Annotated in this window: 19 protein-coding genes; 4 read left to right on the top strand and 15 right to left on the bottom strand. The window is 71.0% G+C overall.

Annotated elements, in window-relative coordinates; all coding sequences use genetic code 11:
• Positions 1 to 86: 86 nt before the first annotated feature.
• From caldi_RS16335 to rplJ, 3 genes are all read right to left on the bottom strand, one after another.
• Positions 87 to 2,480: an O-antigen ligase family protein gene (locus caldi_RS16335; protein WP_264842804.1), complete on the bottom strand. Its 2,394-nt coding sequence runs from the start codon at positions 2,478 to 2,480 to the stop codon at positions 87 to 89.
• A 389-nt stretch (positions 2,481 to 2,869) separates the two neighbouring features.
• Positions 2,870 to 3,256: a 50S ribosomal protein L7/L12 gene (gene rplL, locus caldi_RS16330; protein ID WP_264842803.1), complete on the bottom strand. Its 387-nt coding sequence runs from the start codon at positions 3,254 to 3,256 to the stop codon at positions 2,870 to 2,872.
• Positions 3,257 to 3,343: 87 nt separating this feature from the next.
• Positions 3,344 to 3,880, bottom strand: a complete 537-nt coding sequence (gene rplJ, locus caldi_RS16325) for a 50S ribosomal protein L10 (RefSeq protein ID WP_264842802.1) — start codon at positions 3,878 to 3,880, stop codon at positions 3,344 to 3,346.
• A 323-nt stretch (positions 3,881 to 4,203) separates the two neighbouring features.
• On the opposite strand from rplJ, the gene caldi_RS16320 reads away from it, so the two are divergent.
• On the top strand, positions 4,204 to 5,385 hold the full coding sequence (locus tag caldi_RS16320) for a YgeY family selenium metabolism-linked hydrolase (protein WP_264842801.1): 1,182 nt from the start codon (positions 4,204 to 4,206) through the stop codon (positions 5,383 to 5,385).
• Here the strand turns inward: caldi_RS16320 and caldi_RS16315 are convergent.
• The 12 genes from caldi_RS16315 to caldi_RS16260 form a co-directional block, all read right to left on the bottom strand.
• A complete protein-coding gene (locus caldi_RS16315) occupies positions 5,372 to 6,130 on the bottom strand; it encodes a hypothetical protein (RefSeq protein ID WP_264842800.1) in 759 nt (252 codons plus the stop codon). The two genes, caldi_RS16320 and caldi_RS16315, sit on opposite strands and share 14 nt — an antisense overlap.
• A 58-nt stretch (positions 6,131 to 6,188) precedes the next feature.
• The gene (locus tag caldi_RS16310) at positions 6,189 to 6,659 is read right to left on the bottom strand and encodes a c-type cytochrome (protein ID WP_264842799.1); all 471 of its coding nucleotides are present in this window, start codon (positions 6,657 to 6,659) and stop codon (positions 6,189 to 6,191) included.
• Between the two features lie 57 nt (positions 6,660 to 6,716).
• Positions 6,717 to 7,181 carry a nitrous oxide reductase accessory protein NosL gene (locus tag caldi_RS16305; RefSeq protein ID WP_264842798.1) on the bottom strand — a complete coding sequence of 155 codons (465 nt, stop codon included), beginning with the start codon at positions 7,179 to 7,181 and terminating at the stop codon, positions 6,717 to 6,719.
• Positions 7,178 to 8,008, bottom strand: coding sequence for an ABC transporter permease subunit (locus caldi_RS16300; protein ID WP_264842797.1), 831 nt, complete (start codon positions 8,006 to 8,008; stop codon positions 7,178 to 7,180). The genes caldi_RS16305 and caldi_RS16300 overlap by 4 nt, the downstream gene beginning before the upstream one ends.
• Positions 7,984 to 8,703: an ABC transporter ATP-binding protein gene (locus caldi_RS16295; protein WP_264842796.1), complete on the bottom strand. Its 720-nt coding sequence runs from the start codon at positions 8,701 to 8,703 to the stop codon at positions 7,984 to 7,986. The genes caldi_RS16300 and caldi_RS16295 overlap by 25 nt, the downstream gene beginning before the upstream one ends.
• Positions 8,682 to 10,109 (bottom strand): nitrous oxide reductase family maturation protein NosD, encoded by a 1,428-nt coding sequence (gene nosD / locus caldi_RS16290; RefSeq protein WP_264842795.1) that lies wholly within the window; start codon positions 10,107 to 10,109, stop codon positions 8,682 to 8,684. The genes caldi_RS16295 and nosD overlap by 22 nt, the downstream gene beginning before the upstream one ends.
• On the bottom strand, positions 10,106 to 10,726 hold the full coding sequence (locus caldi_RS16285) for a hypothetical protein (protein WP_264842794.1): 621 nt from the start codon (positions 10,724 to 10,726) through the stop codon (positions 10,106 to 10,108). Before caldi_RS16285 ends, nosD begins: the two co-directional genes overlap by 4 nt.
• Positions 10,727 to 10,826: 100 nt before the next feature.
• Positions 10,827 to 12,824: a Sec-dependent nitrous-oxide reductase gene (gene nosZ / locus caldi_RS16280; protein ID WP_264842793.1), complete on the bottom strand. Its 1,998-nt coding sequence runs from the start codon at positions 12,822 to 12,824 to the stop codon at positions 10,827 to 10,829.
• Positions 12,821 to 13,234, bottom strand: coding sequence for a response regulator (locus caldi_RS16275; RefSeq protein WP_264842792.1), 414 nt, complete (start codon positions 13,232 to 13,234; stop codon positions 12,821 to 12,823). Before caldi_RS16275 ends, nosZ begins: the two co-directional genes overlap by 4 nt.
• A gap of 211 nt (positions 13,235 to 13,445) precedes the next feature.
• Positions 13,446 to 14,171 carry a response regulator gene (locus caldi_RS16270; RefSeq protein WP_264842791.1) on the bottom strand — a complete coding sequence of 242 codons (726 nt, stop codon included), beginning with the start codon at positions 14,169 to 14,171 and terminating at the stop codon, positions 13,446 to 13,448.
• Positions 14,164 to 15,897 (bottom strand): PAS domain S-box protein, encoded by a 1,734-nt coding sequence (locus caldi_RS16265; protein WP_264842790.1) that lies wholly within the window; start codon positions 15,895 to 15,897, stop codon positions 14,164 to 14,166. Before caldi_RS16265 ends, caldi_RS16270 begins: the two co-directional genes overlap by 8 nt.
• Before the next feature lie 241 nt (positions 15,898 to 16,138).
• The gene (locus tag caldi_RS16260; protein WP_264842789.1) at positions 16,139 to 16,612 is read right to left on the bottom strand and encodes a DUF2231 domain-containing protein; all 474 of its coding nucleotides are present in this window, start codon (positions 16,610 to 16,612) and stop codon (positions 16,139 to 16,141) included.
• A 249-nt stretch (positions 16,613 to 16,861) separates the two neighbouring features.
• On the opposite strand from caldi_RS16260, the gene caldi_RS16255 reads away from it, so the two are divergent.
• The 3 genes from caldi_RS16255 to caldi_RS16245 are packed head-to-tail and all read left to right on the top strand — an operon-like array spanning position 16,862 to position 18,685.
• Positions 16,862 to 17,437 carry a hypothetical protein gene (locus caldi_RS16255; RefSeq protein ID WP_264842788.1) on the top strand — a complete coding sequence of 192 codons (576 nt, stop codon included), beginning with the start codon at positions 16,862 to 16,864 and terminating at the stop codon, positions 17,435 to 17,437.
• Positions 17,437 to 18,354, top strand: a complete 918-nt coding sequence (locus tag caldi_RS16250; protein WP_264842787.1) for a 4Fe-4S binding protein — start codon at positions 17,437 to 17,439, stop codon at positions 18,352 to 18,354. The genes caldi_RS16255 and caldi_RS16250 overlap by 1 nt, the downstream gene beginning before the upstream one ends.
• Positions 18,347 to 18,685, top strand: coding sequence for a hypothetical protein (locus tag caldi_RS16245; RefSeq protein ID WP_264842786.1), 339 nt, complete (start codon positions 18,347 to 18,349; stop codon positions 18,683 to 18,685). The genes caldi_RS16250 and caldi_RS16245 overlap by 8 nt, the downstream gene beginning before the upstream one ends.
• Position 18,686 lies beyond the last annotated feature (1 nt).

Raw genomic sequence — 18,686 nt, 5'->3', positions numbered from 1 at the left:
TGCGGCCGCGCGCGGCGCAGCTGAGATCGCAGTAGTGTATGATACGATACCCACCTCCGGCTGTCAATACCGAATCTGGATCAGGATCACGAGCCCGTCGTCGTTGCCGGCTCCTCCGGGCGCACCTCCGGGTGCAGGGCCACGGTGAGGTACAGCCGCGCCCGGTCGTAGTACCCCTTGAACGCCCCCCCCGCCGCCCGACCGGCGGCCTCCGTCTTCTGCGCCTCGGCCTTCCGGCCCGCCTCCCCCTGGACTGCGGCCAGCCACGCCAGGGCCTCGGGCTGCAGGTCCTTCTCCTTCGCGGCCTCCGCCAGGAGGGCTTCGGCCTCAGCCAGCTGGCCCAGGAGCGCCCGGGCCTGCCCCACGGCCAGGTTCAGCCGCGCCGTCGGCGGCTTCATCCGGTAGTAGGTCGGCACCCACGCCGGTTCCCCGTCCCGCACCCGGGCGGCTTCCTCCGGCAGCGCAGCGGCCCGCCGCAGGTACTCCCGGGCCCGCTCCGGCTCCTTGACGAGCAGCGCCTGGCCCGCCTGCGCGTAGGCCTGGGCCAGCGTCTCGTAGCGCTGGATCTCGTGCGGGTGCAGTTCCCGGGCCCGCTCCAGGTGCTGGAGCCCTTCCTCCACTTGTCCGTTGCGCAGGAGGTACAGGCCCAGCAGCGTGCGGTAGTTGGCGCTGTACGGCTCGAGGTCGACCCCCTGCCGCAACTGCCGCTCGGCCTGCTGGAGAAGCTGTCGCCGCTTGCTCTCGTTCTTTTCCCGGGCGGCCAGCGACTCCAGCGCCGAACCCAGGTCCATCCGGTACGTGACCTCCAGGGGGTCAAGCCGCACGGCCCGCCGGAACGCCTCTGCGGCCTCGGCGACCCGCCGGTCCTGCAGCGCCCGGGCCGCCGCCCGGCCCGTGCGGATACCGAGGGCGAGGCTCCCCGCCAGGGCCAGCAGCACCACCGCCGCGCCGGCGGGGACCCAGCGCGCCGCGCCTCCCCGGGTGTGCCCCCGCGGCCCGCGCCGGCCGGCCCGGACCACGGTGAGGACCAGCCCTTGCGGGTCCCCGGCCCGCTCCCGCTCCGCCGCCCGCACCAGCCCGAAGAGCGCCCACAGGTAGAGGCTCACGGCGCTCAGGGAGAGGTTGAAGTCGAGGGCGCTGTGCGCCCCGAGCGCCAGCCCGGCCGCCAGCACGCCGGCCAGCGCCGCGCGCTCGGGGTCTCCGGCAGCGGCGGCCTCCCCGCCCGCGTGCGTGGCCGCGGCCACCGCCCGCGCGGCCCGCCACCACCCGTAAAGCCAGGCGAGCCACATCGCCACGAACACCCCGAAGCCCACGACGCCCACCTCGACCAGGGTCTGGGCGAAGTGGTTGTGGACCTGGGTGCTCCAGTACGGCCAGCGCTGGAAGCCGAGGTACACGGCGTTCCAGCCGCCGCCGCCCCAGCCGAGGACCGGCCGCGCCAGGGCGATCCGCACCGCGTCGTAGGTCCACTCGATCCGCGACCGGGCGCTGTAGTCCTCGACCCGGATCGACTGCAGGCGCTGGACCAGGGCGTCGGGCGCGCGCAGGTCCGGTACCACCCGGAAGGCGGCCACGACGGCCCCCACCGCCAGACCCACCAGCAGCGCTGCCTGCGCCCGCGGCCGCAAACGCAGCAGTGCCCGGAGCCCCGCCTGAAGCACCAGCGCGAGCGCCGGTCCGGCGAGGCCGGCCAGCCACACGGGTCCCGGCGCGCCGGCCTTGACCGCCTGCGGGAAACGGAGGATTCCGGGCACGGCAGCCAGCACGCTCGCCACCACCGCCAGGGCCGCCCCGAGCCGCGCGCCGCGGGGCGAGGCCGCCCAGAAGATGGCAGCCACGACGGGTAAGAGGAGCCAGGCGCCGCGGGACAGGGTGTGGACGAAGACAATGAATAGGAAGGCGGCGACAGGCAGGTACAGGAAGCCGAGGGCGGGTCGCTGCCGGGCGGACCACGACCAGAGCCCCAGGGTGGCGAAGTAACCGGCCGTCAGGTAGGCGGCCAGGGTGTTCGGGTACTGGAGCGAGGAGCTGATCCGGCTGCCCTCCCAGGCCGCCCTGTACTGGAAGGTCCCCGCCGCGGCGCCCAGACCCAGCACCGCGACGCCGAGCGCCGCCGCAACGAGGGCGTGCATGACCCACAGCCTCTCCCGGCGGGTCCGGGCCAGGTCCTGGACCAGCCAGAAGAGGAGAGCGTACAGGAGGTACTTGACCACGTCCTGCACCGCCGCCCGAGGCGCCGCGGCAAACAGGCTGCTGAGGGCGTAGGCCGCCGCGAGCCCGGCCACGGCCAGGTCGAGCGGCCCGAGGGCCACGCCGTCGCCACGCGGGCGGGTGAGCCAGCGCGCGGCGAAGAGCGCCAGCGCCGCCATCAGGGCGACGAGCTGCTCGAGCGGGAAGAAGAGCCCCCGGAAGAACGGCGGGATCAGGATCAGGAGCAGGGACGCCCCGAGGAGGACCATGCCGGTGCGATCGAGCGGCACTGCCCGGGTCTCTGAGGTGGCCCTGGCTGCGGCCTCGGCCGCGGCGGCTTCCTCCCGCTGCCCTACGACTGCACCGGCCGGGGCCGCCGTTCCCCCGACCTCGTGCCCGCCGGGTGCCGGCGCACCGGCCCTTCCCCGTACCCGATGCTTCCTGCGTGCTGCCACGATCGCTCTCACCAGCCGCCAACGGAGTGCCGCCCCACCCGGCCACGCGCCGGGGCGGAATGCGTGGGGTGTCCAGCGCACCCCCTAAAGGAGTACTCGACCGCCGGCCCGAGTCCTTTCTGGCACCGAGCAGTCGCGTGTCCGGGGCCGGGCCCGGCGTCCGGACAGGCGCAGGCCCCGGGGCGACGGACCCCGGGGCCGTGCAGAGCATCCTGCGTACCGTCTTACTTGACCTCGACCTCGGCGCCGGCCTCCTTGAGCTTGGCGGCGATGGCCTCGGCGTCGGCCTTGGCGATCTTCTCCTTGACGGGCTTGGGGGCGCCGTCGACCAGGTCCTTCGCCTCCTTGAGACCCAGACCGGTGATCTCGCGGACGACCTTGATGACCTGGATCTTGTTGCCGCCGGGATTCTTGAGGATGACGTCGAACTCCGTCTTCTCCTCGGCCGGAGCGGCAGCGGCCGGGGCGGCGGCGGCCGCGCCGGGCGCCGCCACGGCCACCGGGGCGGCAGCGGTGACGCCGAACTCGTCCTCGAGCGCCTTCTTCAGCTCGGACAGCTCAAGGGCCGTCATGTTCTTGATGAGCTCCACGACCTCCGCGACCTTGGACATCGGGAATGTACCTCCTCCAGATCGACGCGTGTCCGCGAACCGGATCGTACGGGGGGCCGCCACCGGCGCGGCCCCGGCAGGACTCGCCTACGCGGTGGCCCCTTCGAGCTGGCGGATGCGGGCATCGATGGCCCACACGACCTGGGCCAGGATGCCGTTCACCGCACCCACGACGCCGGCGAGCGGCGCCTGCACCCCGGCGATCACCTGGGCGATGAGGACCTCCCTGGGCGGCAGGTCGGCCAGGGCGCGGACGCCCTCGGCGTCGATGACCCGCCCGTCCAGCAGGCCGCCCTTGACCTCGAGCTTGGGGTTCCGGTCACGGGCGATGAACTCCTTGATCATCTTCGGCGCCGTGACCTCGTCCGTGTACCCGAACGCCAGCGTGGTGGGGCCGGACAGCAGCGGCTCCAGGCCCTGGATTCCGACCTCCTGGGCGGCAATCCGGATCAGCGTGTTCTTCGCCACCTTGAGCTCGACGCCGGCCTCACGCAGCTGCCGGCGCAGCTTCGTGGACTCGGCCACCGTGAGGCCCCTGTTGTCGGCGAGAACCACGGCACGGGCGCGGCGGAACTTGTCCTTGAGCTCCTCCACGACCGCCGCCTTTTCCGGCCGGACCGGCATCCCGATCGTCACCCCCTCCGGGACCGGAAATGAAAAAGCCCCCGGCCAGACGCACGGAGGCAGCACGTCCCCTTGCTGCTCCGACCTCGGCAGGCGGGCTCCGGGGCCGGCGCCGGGGTGGCACCGGTCTCCCCCCTTTACGCCCCCCGGGCATGGCCCGGGCAGGCACCTGCTGTCTCTGGCCGCCGGCCCTCACTATACCCCGCCACTGCGCCGGTGTCAACGGGCAGCGGTCGGCGACCGACCCTCGGAAAGGACTGGCGTCCCGCGAAACGAATACATGCGGCTATATGTGAATTACATTCCCGGGGATGTGAGCAGCGTTGCTGAAGCTCGGGGCGGCGCAGAAACAGGAACTCCTCGAGTTCGCCCGGAGGCTGGTCCAGGTTCCCAGCCCGCCGGGCGGCGAGGGGGGCGTGGCCGAACTCGTCCGGGCGCAGATGCAGGCGCTCGGGTTCCACGAGGTCCGGGTGGACGAATGGGGTAACGTCGTCGGCACCATCCGGGGCCGGGGCCGTTCCTCCGTCCTGTTCGACGCACACATGGACACGGTCCCGGCAGACCCGTCCGGGTGGCGGCACCCGCCCTACGCCGCCGTCGTGGAGGACGGCCGCCTGTACGGACGCGGCGCCAGCGACATGAAGGGGGCCCTGGCCGCCGCCGTGTACGGGGTCGGGCTCCTGGCGCAGGCGGGCGATGACTTCGGCACGGTGCACGTGTGCGCCTCGGTGGCCGAGGAGGCGGTCGAGGGTCCGGCGCTGGAGCGCGTGCTCGAACGGCTGCAGCCGGAATCCGTGGTGATCATGGAATCGACCGGGCTCGATATCGCCGTCGGTCAGCGTGGCCGGGCAGAACTCACCATCGAAACGCTGGGGCGCAGCGCCCACACCTCGAACCCGGCCCTGGGCATCAACGCCGTCGAGAAGATGGCTGCTGTCATCCGGGCTCTCGCCGATCTCGAACTGCCCACCGACCCTTTCCTCGGGCCCGCCATCGCCGTGGTGACCGACATCGTCTCGGAGCCCTTCCCCGGCCTGTCCGTCGTGCCGCATCGCTGCGTGATCACCGTCGACCGGCGACTCGTGGTCGGCGAAGAGCCGGAGGCGGTGCTCGGTCAGGTTCGAGCCGTGCTCGACCGGCTGGCCGCCTCCGACCCCGAGTTCCGGGCCCGCGTCGCCATCGCCGAAGACCGTCTCACCACCTTCACCGGCCGGGAGATCGTCGCCCCCAACTTCGCCCCCGCCTGGCGGATCGACTCGGAACACCCGCTCGTCACCCGGGCCCGGGCGGCGCTGCGGGACGCCGGTCAAGAGCCACGCCTGGTCACGTACCGCTTCTGCACCAACGGTTCCGGGAGCATGGGGCGCATGGGGATTCCGACCATCGGCTATGGCCCCGGGCGGGAGGAAGTCGCCCACACCGCGGACGAGTACGTCGACCTGGAAGAACTGTACCGGGCCTGCGAAGGGTACGCGGCCCTCGCGACCCGGCTCAGCCGGTTCTAGCCGGAATGGCGACCGTTCGGGTGATCATCTCCGGACGTCCGTCCGCGGCCGGGACCCGCTCCCAGCCCTTCAACCGGTCGGGATCGAGCCCCGCCTTCTGAAGGGGTTCCAGCCGCAGGAAGAAGGTGAGCGTCCCCGGGCCGACCTCCACCCCGTCACCGCCCGGCAGCACCAGGGCAGGCCGGCCGGTGAGGGGGCTCGCCCCCAGGAGTTCGGGCCTGGCCTTGAGCAGCGTCTCGATGGCCTGTGCAGGTTCGGTCTCCACGCGATCGGCCGGGACGTTGACGGCGGCGAAGCGCACCAGGCGGTGCCCGTCCGGCCCGTGGTGGGAATGGGCCTTCCGCTCGCCCCCCGGGCTGAGGTGCTGCCACGACGCGGGATCCAGGCGGTCGTGGTCGAGCCCGGCCGCGTGAAGCGGGTCGCCGTCCAGCAGGAGGGCCACGGCACCGGCGCCCGGCGCGACGTTCCAGCCGACCGTCTCGTTCCCGGCCAGCACGGGAGTCCAGAACCCGTCCCGATGGGCGAGGAGCCAGCCCTGCCGGGCGTCCAGGTCCCGCACCCAGCTGAGGAAGTCGGCCGGAGGGGCGGGATGGGTGACTGCCCGGCGCGGTGGGGGCTCGCCCGCCTGGTCCGGGGCGGCGGGAACCGCCGCAGCGGCCGGCGCCTTGGGTGGCGCGGCCGAGGGGGCGCAGGCGGCCGTGAGCGCCGCCAGCCCCAGGCCGATCAGGAAGGGAGCACGCGTCACGGTCTGTCCACCTCCAGCCAGGGACCCGCCCATCCGGGCGGGTCCCTGGGTTGTTGCCTCACTTCTTCACCTTGTTGATCGAGCGCATGAAGGCGATGACGTTGATCAGGTCCTCGTCGGTGAGCGCCGGGTTACCGCCCTTGGGGGGCATGTCGACCTTCGTGGTGTTGGCCGGGTCGGTGGCCGGGCGGCCCTTCTTGATGAACTCGAGGAGCTGCTGGTCGGTCTGGCTGGCGATGAACTCGCTGGTCACCCAGTTCTTGCCGAGCCCGGGCATGCCCTCGGCGTTCGGCCCGTGGCACGAGGCGCAGGTGCTCATGTAGACCTGCTTCCCCTTGGCGACGTCGCCGCCGAGGCTCTGGGCCGCCGCCTGGCCGCCGCCACCGCCGCCGGCGCCGCCTTCCTTCTTGGCGGTACCCCCGCCGCAGCCCGCCGCGACCAGCGCGAGCACCAGGAGGAGCGCGGCCGGCGCGATCTTGCGGCGCCGGGCGCCTGCCGTCTCGTGAACGATCGTCCCCTTGTTTTTCATCCCTCACCATGACCTCCTCGGTTCCTTTTTCGTCAAACTCGTTTAGTTTATTGCCATCTACCTATGGGCATGAGGCATAGTTAGATCCGCAGCGCGTAACTCCTGCCAGGTCATGAGCCGAGAGCCGGTCTTCTCGGCGAACTCCCGCGCCTCGGCCTCGTTCTCGAAGGCTGCGATGTTCCAGCCCATCGGAGACTTCACGGACTCCCCGCGCACGTAGTACGCCGCCTCTGCCGGAATCCACTTGCGGCTGCGGACGTCGTGCACGTAATACGCGATGGGCTCCTGATCATCTTTTTTCTCGTACACCAGCATGTCTCCGAGGTCGTCGAACAACCGTGCCTCGCCGCTCTTCGTGACGTACGCCGCGGCGAAGCGCTCGTCGCTGATGATCATCCCGCACTCCGCGCACACGTCGCGGTCGTACCGGATCGCCGGCGGGCGCGGATCCCGCCCGCCGCGGCAGCCGGTCAAGAGCAAGGCCGCCAGCGCCGCCACGGCGACCCCCTGCCGCCACCTCACGCTGCATCCCTCCCCGTGAACGAGACCAGGGCCAGGACGAGCGGCACGGCCGCCCACAGCACGAGCACGCCGGTCAGCACGGGCAGGAGTTTCGGCCCGAGGGTGTCGGCGGCGTACAGCCCCACCGGGCCCAGAACGTCGAGGCTCGGGTGGAGGAGCGCCACCGCCGCCACCTTGAAGGTCTGCAGCGGGTTCAGGAAAGCGCTCAGGAAGAGGGCCCGGATCCCCAGCCGGAACAGGACCGCCGAGCTCATGAGGCCCAGGTCGCCGGCGAACACGAGACCCAGCCAGACGAACACCGCGCCGCCCAGGGCCACGGCCGTGCGCGCGGCCAGGACCGAGATCAGGGACCCCAGGGCGAGCGAAACAAGCCCCAGGAGGAGGGTCAGGCCCACGAAGCCCGCGAAGGGCAGCGCGCCCACCCCCGTCCCCGTCGCGCCCAGGGCGAGGCCCAGCGCTCCGAAGCTGAGCGCCAGAGAGAGGGCCAGCGCGGCCACAAGCCCCAGGAACTTCCCGGTCAGGACTTCCCCCCGGGTCACCGGGTGGGCCAGGAGGTAGGCGAGCGTGCCGCGCTCGCGCTCGGCGGCCACCGCCTGGGCCCCCGCCGTGAGCCCCATCAGGGGGACGACCAGCAGCACCAGGTTCACGAGCCCGGCCGCCGTGCGCCCGAAACCCTGGAGCCCGCTGTATCCGCCCAGTGAGCTGGCCAGGTAGGTGAGGCCCGTCCCCAGCCCCAGGAACGCGACGGTGTACAGCACGAACCAGCGGGTACGGAGGGAGTCCCGCAGCTCCCGCCCCGCGATCAGGCCAACCGCGGCGAGGTCCATGGCATTCCCTCCGGCTCGAAGTCCACGACGCCCACCCCGGACCGGTCGAGGCGGGCCAGGGCCTGCGGCGGTCCCGATGCCTTCACCTTGCCGTCCTCCATGACGATCACCTGGTCGGCCAGGTCGAGCACCTCGCCCGGGCGGTGAGAGGCGAACAGGATCGTGTGCCCCTTTCGCCGCAGCGCCACCAGGAGGTCGAGGAGGTCCTGCCGGGCCCGGGCGTCCAGGTTGGCCGTGGGCTCGTCGAGCACCAGCACGGGGGGGTCGGCCACCAGGGCCAGGGCGACGGCGAGGCGCTGGCGCATTCCGCCGGAGAGCGTGCCGGCGGGCCGCGACCCGATGCCCCCGAGCCCGACCCACTCGAGGAGCTCGTGAGCCCGCTCCGGCGGGACCTTGCGCAGGCCGCAGAAGAATGACAGGATCTGGCTCACGGTCATGTCGTACAGCGCCAGGTGCTGCGGCACGTAGCCGATGCGGCGCCGCACCTCCCGCCCCTGCCGGCGCACGTCCAGGCCGTCCACGGTGATCCGGCCCTCGAACGAGGCGAGGCCGAGCACGCACCGGAGCGTCGTCGTCTTGCCCGCCCCGTTGTGCCCCCACAGCGCCACCGCGGACCCGGCGGGCACGCGGAAGGACACGTCGGACACCGCCACGAACCGGCCGTACCGCTTGGTCAGGTGCTCGACCTCGACCACAGTCGGGTCCCCCCTTTCACGCCGAGCCCGCACCACAGCCCCGCCACGCCGAGCAGCACGAGCAGGGCCGACACCGTCAGGAGCCGGGGATCCGCACCACCCCCGCCCGGATGGTACCAGGCGGGCAGGACGGGGGCCAGGAGCGGTCGGGTATCCTCCAGCTTGGGCCGGGGGGCCACCGCCGGTAAGGCCCGGGCCGCCATGTCGACGGCCAAGGCCGCCGGGCTATGCAGGAACCACCGCAGCTCCGGCCGGCGGTCCATGAGGCTCTCGAAGAGGCTCTGGGGCCGGTAGGGTAGGTCCCCCACGCCGTCCCCGTCCCGGTCGTAGCCGCCGTAGTCGCTCCAGTAGTTGCCGCGGCCGCCCTCCGCCCACTCGTTGCCGGCGAAGTGGCCGCCGCCCTGGATCGCCACCTGCTCGTGGTTGTCGATGAAGCTGTTGTCGCGGAAGACGTTGTACCGGACCGACGGGAGGAAGGCCAGGGCGATGTCGTTGCCCACGAGGGCGTTGCGGTGCCAGCGGTTCCGGGTCGTGAAGGACCGGGGGGAGTTGTCGAAGTAGACCCCCACGCGGTTGCGGGCGAGCCAGTTCTCCTCGACCGTGAGCGAGTCGGCGTCCTTGAGCCCGATCCCGTAGCCGCTCGGCCCCCGGTTGTCTTCGAGCCGGTTTCGCCGGATGATCGTGTCCTCGCAGTACATGGCGTACGCGCCGACCGAGTTGTGGTGGAGGTAGTTCCCCTCGAGCCGCACGCCGGCCGTGTACATCAGATGGACTCCGTAGCGGCTGTCCGAGACCTCGTTGCCTTCCATGACGCCATCCCGGACGAACCAGAGGATCACGTCCCGCCCGTGCCGCACCCGGTTCTCCCGCAACACGACACGGTCCGAAGACCAGACCCGGATCGCGTCCCCGCGCTCGCCCGCCTGGACGGCCTCCCGGCCTTCCACCCGGTTGCGGGCCACCACCGCGCCGTGCGCCCGCCGCAGGTAGATGCCGAAGAGCGAGTCACGCACCGTGTTGCCTTCCACGACGACCCCGGGGGCTTCCACGGCGATCCCGGCGTCCTCCCGGTCGAAGCTGTCGCCGCTCCCGGTGACCACGAAGCCCACCAGCGCGGCCCCCGGGGCGGTGATGCGCACCACGGTCCCCTCGCGCCCGCCGTCGATGACGGGGCTGCCGACCCCGACCAGACGGACGGAGCGGTCGACGACCACCGGCCCCGGATGGTGCCCCCCGCGGACCTCGACCGTGTCGCCGGGCCGGGCAGCCGCCAGGGCCGCCGCCAGCGTCCCGTAGGGTCCGGCGGCCGAGACCGTCAGGGTGCGGCCCTCCGAGGCCCTCGCGGGCGTGGCGACCGCCAGGCCGAGGCACAGGCACGCCGCCAGGAGCCCCCGGGACCGGGTCATCCGTTCCGCCTGCCTTTCCCCTCGCGCGGCTCACGCTGGAGCAGCACGACCACGGCCAGCACCGCGGCAGCGAGGGCCACCCAGAAGCCGGCCTCGAAGGAGGCGGTGGTCGCGAACTGGGCGATCTTGCCCGTTCCCAGGAGCTTCGGGGTGAACGGCTTGATGCTGCTGCTCAGGGGCGCGCGCTTGTCCAGCGTGTGACCGGCGATGTAGAGCCACGCCTGAAGGTCCGCCGCGAATGCGGCGGGGAACAGGATCAGGGGAAGGGCGGCGAGCCAGCGCCACCACCCTCGCAGGAAGATGGCCAGAAGCGCCAGCGCCGCGAAAGCGGGGAGCACGTAGGGGACGAGGCTCTTCTCCAGCCGCGCGGCGTCGTCGAGGCGCATCATGCCGATGTAGTGGTTGAGTGTGTCGATCTCGGCGACGTCGCCCTCCAGCCGTGTGAGGTACGCGACCGCCTGGAGCCCCTTCGGGTACTGGGGCGCGTGGAGGACGATCCTCCACCACGGCAGCGTCATGGAGTAGAGGAGCAGCCCTGCAGCCAGGGCCAGCCCCAGCCCGCGGAGGAGGGGGCTCAGGCCGGTGCGTTGGACGCGCGCGGCGTTCGTGGTGATCACGTCAGATCCTCCCTTGGCCCCGGACGTCCGGTGCGCGGGGTGGGGGGGCGCAGGCCCTCAGCGGGCCGGCGCCCCCGCCGGCCGTTCAGGCCCCGTGTCCCTAGGGCTCCACGAGGAAGTATCCGGCCATCTCGAGGTGCAGCGCCGAGCAGAACTCCGTGCAGTAGTACGTGAACGTGCCCGAACGGTCCGCGACGAACGAGAACGTCTGCGTCTCCCCCGGCTCGAGGCTGAGCTGGATGTTGTAGCCCGGCAGGGCGAAGCCGTGCGTCGCGTCGCGCGCCCGCTCGATGTTGGTGATGTGCCAGATCACCTTGTCGCCCTTCTTGACCTGGACCTTCTCCGGCGTGTAGTGGCTCCGGATCGCGGTCATGTAGACGTGCACTTCGTTCCCGTGCCGCTCGACCCGCTCCTTGCCGGGCTCCACGGCGTTGGGATCCTTGGACTGCGTGCCCGGGTTCCAGCCGACCTCCGGGTAGACCTCCCAGGCCTTCAGCCGGTCGGCGCGGATGATCTGGGCGTAGTGGGGCTCCGCCATGCCGATGGGCATGTCGTACAGGAGCTGCATCTTGTCGCCGGGCTGGCTCACGTCGATCAGCTGGAAGTTCTGCGGGAGCAGGGGACCGACGTTCAGGAAGCGGTCGATGGACCACTTGTTGAGGGAGACCAGGTACTTGCCAGCCGGCTTGGCCGTGTCGCCTTCCGGCATCGCGATGTGGCCCACGTTGTAGTGGACGGGGATCTTACCGACCAGCTTCCAGCCGCCCTCGTTGTTGTACGGCGGCCCCAGCGTCCAGCGGGCCACGGCGCTGTCCAGGAAGAGGCTCGTGTAGGCGTAGCCCTTGTCGTCGAACTGGGTGTGGAGCGGTCCGAGACCGAGTTCGACCTGCGCCTCCATGACGTCCTGGAACTTGAGCACGGGCACGCCGAACTCGTCCCGGTCGAAGTTGCCCTTGGCGATGTTCTCCTGGATCTTTTTGAAGCTGTAGATCGTCACGTGCGGGTCCAGCTTCCCGGAGACCACGATGTAGTCGCCGCGGGGGGCGACGTCGACGCCGTGCGGGCTCTTGGGCTCGGGGGCCAGGAAGAGCACGCCCTCCTTGGCGGCCGTGTCCAGCCGGATGACCCGCATCCCCTTGATCGTCTCGAACTTGCCCGCCCGGACGAGTTCTTCCGCCTTCTTCCAGTTGACGATGTGGAGGTAGTCCATGTCGCGACCTGCGGTGCCGGCCTCGAAGAACGGCTGCCCCTGCACGCCGGAGCCGGTGGCCATCTCCGCGTTCAGGGAGTTCAGGAACAGCCAGCCTTCGCTTTCGCCCTTGCCGGCGTCGGCCAGGTCCTGCCAGTACGGCGGCAGTTCGATCGAGAAGGACTTCTCCAGGTCGATGCGGCCCTTCTCACGATCGAACTTGTAAAGGGTCAGGAGGCCACGGTACTTCTCCTTGTACTGCTCCAGTGGTGCGTACTCCCAGCCGAGGGGCACCGAGTACTGGGAACCCTCGATCACGTACTCCGTGTTGGGGGTCACGAACGTCGAACCGTGGTCGTTGATGAAGAGCGGGTTCTTCACGATCTGCTTGGTCTCGAAGTCCCGGAGGTCAATGACGGCCACCCGGCCCCCCGACTTGTCGTTGATGAACAGCCACTGGCCGTCGTACTCTCCATTGGTCTCACTCAGCGCCGGGTGATGCGTGTCGGCCCAGGTGATCTCCTTGCCGTCGATGGACCCCTGCTTGAGGATCTCCCGGGTCTCGTCGCTGTACCCCCACCCCTGCCAGGGCTCCGGCGTGAAGACCCCGATGATCTTCAGGATCCGCATGGACGGCACCCCGATGACCAGAACCTGGCCCGAGTGGCCGCCCGACGAGAACATCACGAACTCGTCGTACTTGCCCGACGGCACGTAGGTCTTGAGGGCGGCCGTCACGTCGTCCGGGGTGAGACCGCGCGCCTTGATGATCTGATCCGCCGACTCGCCGAGACCGCTCGGGCCGGCGCCGCCCGCGCCGCCGCCCTTGCCCGGCGTACATCCGGCCAGGACGAGCAGGACGGCCATGCTCGCCGCCAGGGCGGCCAGGCGCTTTCTCCCTTGTCTCACCGGTCATCCCTCCCTTGTTCCGTCTCCCTCGTGCGGTGGGCGCCCAGCACCGCCGCGACGAGGACTTCGGTGGCCACGTCCTTGAGCAGGTACCCGCTGCCTCCCGCGAGCATCACCTCCAGGCGTTCGAGTGCGTCCGGATAGGAGGTCACCACGAGAACCGGCGGACCCTCACCCCCACGCGCGAGGCGGCGCAGGAGGTCCAGGCCGTCCCCGCCCCGCCGCTTGGTCTCGAGCAGCACCACGTCGGGCCGCCAGGTCCCGACCGCGGCCAGCGCCTCGGCGGCGCCGCCGACCGCCCTTACCTCCCCGATGCCCGGCGCGGTTCCCAGAGCCTGCGCGAGGGCCGTCCGGACGCCGGGGTGGGGGTCGACGATCAGGACCCGGATGCCGGTCGAGGGGGAGGCCACCTGCACCGCCCCCTTGCTTCGTGGCTACCTTGAGCGTACCGGAAGCCATCGCCCTGGGACGATGGCCGCTCGGGCTCACTTCCCACCGCCCGAACCGGTGAAACTGACACAGGAAGGAGGGGCCGGTACCCCTGCCCCTCCGTGCTATTCGCCTGATGCCTTGGGATTACGATGCGGGCCGGTGCGAACACGCGCTCGTACGTCGGAAGGCCTAGCGCACCCCGACTCCGTTCCCGTCCCCCGCAGTACTCCCGCCGGCTGCCGGACCGAGCCCGACCCGGCGTTCATACCGCGCCAGATAGGCGGCCGCCTCGGAGCGCCGGCTGAGGCCGAGCTTCTCGAACAGGCGGCTGATGTAGTTCTTGACCGTGTGCTCGCTCAGGTAGAGGACCTCACCGATCTCCCGGTTGGTCTTCCCCTCCGCGATCAGGGTGAGGATCTGCCGCTCCTGGGCGGTGAGCCGCTCGATGGCGTCCGGGCCCGGCCCGGACTCCGCCTGCCGGCGCACTCCGGCCAGCACCCGGGTCACCAGGTCGGGGCTCAGGAGCGACCCGCCCCGCGCCACGATCTCGAGCGCGTCCCGCAGGCCCCGCGGGTCGATGTCCTTGAGAAGGTAGCCGGAAGCGCCCGCCAGCACGGAGGCGACGACCGCCTGTTCGTCCGGGTACGAGGTGAGCATCACGACCCGGGTACCGGGAAGGCGGGCGCGAATCTCCCGGCACGCCTCGATGCCACTCTCCCCGGGGAGGCGGACGTCCATCAGCACCACGTCAGGCGGGTCGGCCAGCGCCCGCTCGACCGCCTCCTGGGCGGTGCCGGCCTCGCCCACCACCTGAAAGCGCCCTTCCATCTCGACCAGCGCCCGCAGCCCGGCGCGGACCACCGCGTGGTCGTCCACGATCAGCACGCGAACCCGGCCGCCTTCCGACTCAGACACGGCCCACCACCTCCACCTCCACCGGCACCCGGACTTCGACGACCGTGCCGCTGCCGGGCGCGGAACGCACCCGGCACTCGCCCCCGAGGAGAGCCGCCCGCACCTGCATGTTCCGGAGACCGAAATGTCCGTCTTCCTGCGCCGCCGCCACGTCGAACCCACGGCCGTCGTCCCGCACGGTGAGGACGATGGCTTCCCCTTCCCGCCGCAGCCCGAACGCCACGTGGCGGGCCTGGCTGTGCCGTAGCACGTTCGAGACGGCCTCCCCGAGGATGTGCGCCACGTGGGGGGACACGTCGGGGGGCAGGAGGTGGCTTACCCCGGGCTGCAGGTCGACGGTGACGTGCAGGGCGTCCTGCTCCTCCAGCCGTCGCGCCATCGAGACCAGCAGTTCCTCGACGGGGCGCTCTGCCCCGCAGGGGGATCCCTGGCCCAGGATGTAGCGGCGCAGGTCCTGGATGACGGCGTTCAGCTGTCCGATGGCCTGCGCGAGCCGGACCGCCGCCTCCTCCGCCCCTTGCGGCAGCAGGCGGCGCGCGGTCTCGAGCGTGAGGCCGACCGCGTACAGGGACTGGATGCTGCCGTCATGGAGGTCCATGCCGATCCGTTCCCGTTCCTCCAGGAGGGCCAGGCGCCGGCGCTGCGCCTCGAGGCGCTTCTGAGCGGTCAGATCCTTGACGGTGAGAAGGACCCCGCCCTCGTCCCCACAAGCTGCCGGCAGCGGCGAAAGCGCAGCCAGGACCGGCACCAGCGAACCGTCCTTGCGCTGGTGGTACGCCTCCTGGCTCGGAACCGCCTCGCCCTGCGTCACGGCCCTGAGGCGCTCCAGGACGGCGGGCCGGTCCGGGACCGGGACCATCGGAAGCACCCTTCCGATCGCTTCGGCGGCCGGGTAACCGTAGAGCGACTCCGCCCCCTGGTTCCAGAACCGGACGGTGCCGTCACAGGCGAGGACGACGATGGCGTCTTGAGAGGTCTGCAGGAGCCGCTTCAGGTACTGGGCCGTGCGCCGCTCCTTCTCGAACAGGCGGGCGTTCTGGATGGCCACCGCCGCCTGGTTCGCGAGCAGGGTGACCGCCTCCTCGTCCGCCGCCGTGAACTCGGGGGCCCCCTCCTTCTCCGTGAGGTAGAGGACGCCGAGCACCGTCCGCCGTGACAGGATCGGGACGCCGAGGAACGTGTGCATGTCCGGATGCCCCGGCGGGAAGCCCACCGAGGCGGGGTGGCTCCGGATCTCCTTCAGCCGCAGGGCCCGTCCGGTCTCCTGGATCACACCCAGGACGCCGCGCCCGCAGGGCTCCGGGCCCATCCGGGCCCGCTCCTCCGGAGTGATGCCGGCGTAGAGGAAATGGGCGGGCTCCCCGTCGACGGGCAGGACCCGGAGCGCGGCAAAGCGCGCCCGCGCAACCCGGCGGGCGCGCTCGACCACCTGCTGCAACACGGCATCCAGCGAGAGTTCCGACGAGATGCTGATCGCTGCCTCGTTGAGGGCCTCGAGTTGCGAGTTCTTGTCGAGGATGTCGGCCTGCAGGGTTCTCAGCAAGCGGAACAGCCACATCGAGAAAACGTACGATCCGGCGGCGATGCTCCCCACTTCCGCCACGAGCGCCGCCCACGGCGTGGTGGGGAAGAGGTTGCGCCAGAGGCAGACGACGAGCGCCAGCACCGCGGTCGGGACGGCGAAGGCCACCCACCGCAGGGTCCGGAGCCGGCGATACACATCCATCCGCGGTCACCGGGGCCGGGGTTACGTCGCCGTCCCGGCAAGCCGGTCGGCGCACCCGGTCTAGCCCGAAAGTATTGTACATCCGGCCCGTCCTGGCAGGTAGTGATGTGCATCACCGTGACGAACGCTTTCGGGGAGGCATCCTGTAAGGAAAAAAGCCTCAACACGGTCCGGCCGTGCGGGCTGCGAACCGCAGCCGGAGCGGGTGCCCCTCCGGGACCGCCAGGGTGGCCAGGCGCTCTCAGTCCCCGTCCGCGTCGCGACCCATCGCAGCGGCGGCCTGCGCCTGTGCGCCCCGTCCCTGCGGGTGGGCCATCTCGCCGCCCAGGAAGCCGGTCACGCCGAGGCTTCCGAGTCCCACGGCCGCCAGCAGGAGGTAGGCGACGAGCACCGACCCCCGCAGGGTGCGACGGCCGAGAGTGCGCCAGAGAAGGATCGCGGCAAAGATCCCGACCGTCGCGTAGGCCGCGATCTCGTGCGCCTCGAGCAGGGCGGGACCGCCCGGTCGCCGGGTCAGAAACCTTTCCAGGCTCTCCTCCGCGACCTTCCCGGTGAACGCAGCCAGCACGGCTCCGGCGAAACCGGCCAGAAGCGTGTAGAGTCCGGCTTTCTGGAAGTCCTCCCGACCGCGCAGGTGCCCGATGACCTCGAAGACCACAGCAACGAACAACAGCGCGATCGGGAAATGGACCAACATCAGGTGGGACTTGACCACATCCCGCGCCCCCTCTCACCGGCTTTGTCATCACGCTGGAGCGAGAGTGACACGCCCGGCTGAAGACAACCTGAAGGCGAGGCCAAGCCCTACACCGAAATTCCGATTCTCGAACTTATCGGATACGAAAATATAATCGTTCGACCGGATCCTTTCTTCCGCTGGACACCCCCCGGTACAATGGCGCCCAGCACCGCGGCCTCCGCCGCACGCCGGCGCGGCGCCTTACACAGCGGGAGGGGTGTCTGCTTGCGCAAACCCATGGCCCGATTCGTGGCCACGTCCGTCTTCTCCCTCGTCGCCTTTGCCGCTCCCTTCGCCGTGGCGTCCTGGGCGAAGGTGAGCCGGGCTCTCGAGGAGCGGCACTTCACGCTCAGCTTCCCGTCGGCGAACCCGAAGCCCGTCACCGTCGACCTGCGGCAGCAAGGCTACCTCAAGCGGATCCTGCAGCCGGGCTCCATCCGCATGGCGGTCTCGGTGGTCAACAAGGGCCAGGAGGCGCCCAGGATCCGCCTTGCGCTGGAGGGCTGTCCGCTTCGCCAGTCCTGGAGCGTGAACCACACCGGGTGGAGGGAGGCCACCCGGACCGTGGCCGACCCGATCCCGCCCGGGTTCAAGTTCAGCCTGAACCTCTTCGTGTCCCTGCCCCGCGCCGAGCGCGACAAGCCCGTGATCTGCGACGGACGCCTGGCGGTCTACGACGCCGATACCGGCCGTGAGCTGGGCTTCGTGCCCGTTCGCATCGTGAACTCGAGTTTCGCCCCCGCCGGAACGCACGAAATGGAAGGGGCCGGCCAGGGCGCACACGGGGGGCACCACCACTGATGGTCAGGCTACCGTCCTTCGTCACGACCACACGCCGGCACGACGGCCGGCGGCTGCTGAGCTACGTCGCCGGCCTGCTGATGTTCTACGCCCCGTTCGCCCTGTTCACGCGGCTCTGGGGCTGGGCCACCGGGACCCGGACGGCGGGGAGCATCAGCGACCTCTGCCTGCGCATGCAGATCAACTGGCTGACCAACCCCGCCCAGTGGGGGAACCTGTTCGGCGAGATCGGCCTGCGCACAGTCGGCTTCTTCGTCATCCTGGGCCTCGCGCTGCTCATGGGCCCCCTCTTCTGCGGCTGGATCTGCGCCGCCGGCGCCCTCCCGGAGTACCTGAGCCGGCTCGTGCCCGATCGGTTCAAGATGGACGTTCTGGACAAGGTGAACGTCACGGCCATCCGGTACGGCTTCCTGGCCGGATACGTGATCACGCCCTTCCTGGCCGGCGGCATCGGGTGCGCCTTCTGCAACTACAAGACGTTCGAGCTCATGGTCCTCGGGGTGACCGGAAGCTTCACGGCCCTCAGCTCCACCTACATCCTGGTGACCCTGCTGTGGCTCGTGGCGTTCGGCCTGTTCATGAAGGGCGGGCGGGGCTGGTGCAACTTCGCGTGCCCCGTCGGGGCCCTGCAAAGCCTTGTCCACTCGATCGGGGCACGGTTCGGCTTCACCTGGAAGCTCAAGTACTTCCCCGGCAACTGCAAGAGCTGCCACCGCTGCGTCGCGGCCTGCCCCATGCGGGCGATCTCGCCCGTGCCCGACCGTGGCGGCGTGAGGATCAACCGGCATCAGTGCATCCTGTGTAAGGACTGCATCGAGGTGTGCCGGCATGACGCGCTGGCCTACGGCCGCGGGCCGGCCATCGAACCCGCCGTCCTTGACCGGCCGGCCCTGGAGCCGGCTGCCGCCGATGCATGAGGCCGCCTTTCTCGCCCGGCTCCGGGCCGCCTGGAGGAGGGTCGGCACCGGCACCCTCCAGGGCCTGGTTGCCGCCGTGCTCGCCCTGGCCGGGTCGGCGGGCATGAGCCTGCAGGCGCAGGCCGCCCAGGCGTGTCCGGGCTCGTGCGCGACCTGCGGCCGGTGCGGCGCCGGGGCGGCGCTGATCGGGGCGATCGCCCTGGTGACAGGCGCGGGCCGGCGCCGTGGCCTGCTGGTGGCGCTCGGGGTCACCGGCCTCCTGCTCCTCGGCTTGGCGCTGTGGCTGAAGACCCACGGGGGGATCCGGACCCTGCTGCAGCGAACCCGTTGAC

Origin of the sequence: Caldinitratiruptor microaerophilus, assembly GCF_025999835.1 — a bacterium.
Taxonomy (GTDB): domain Bacteria; phylum Bacillota; class Sulfobacillia; order Symbiobacteriales; family ZC4RG38; genus Caldinitratiruptor; species Caldinitratiruptor microaerophilus.
Note: the sequence above shows the minus strand (reverse complement) of the source record. Positions and strands in the feature narration are given on the sequence as shown.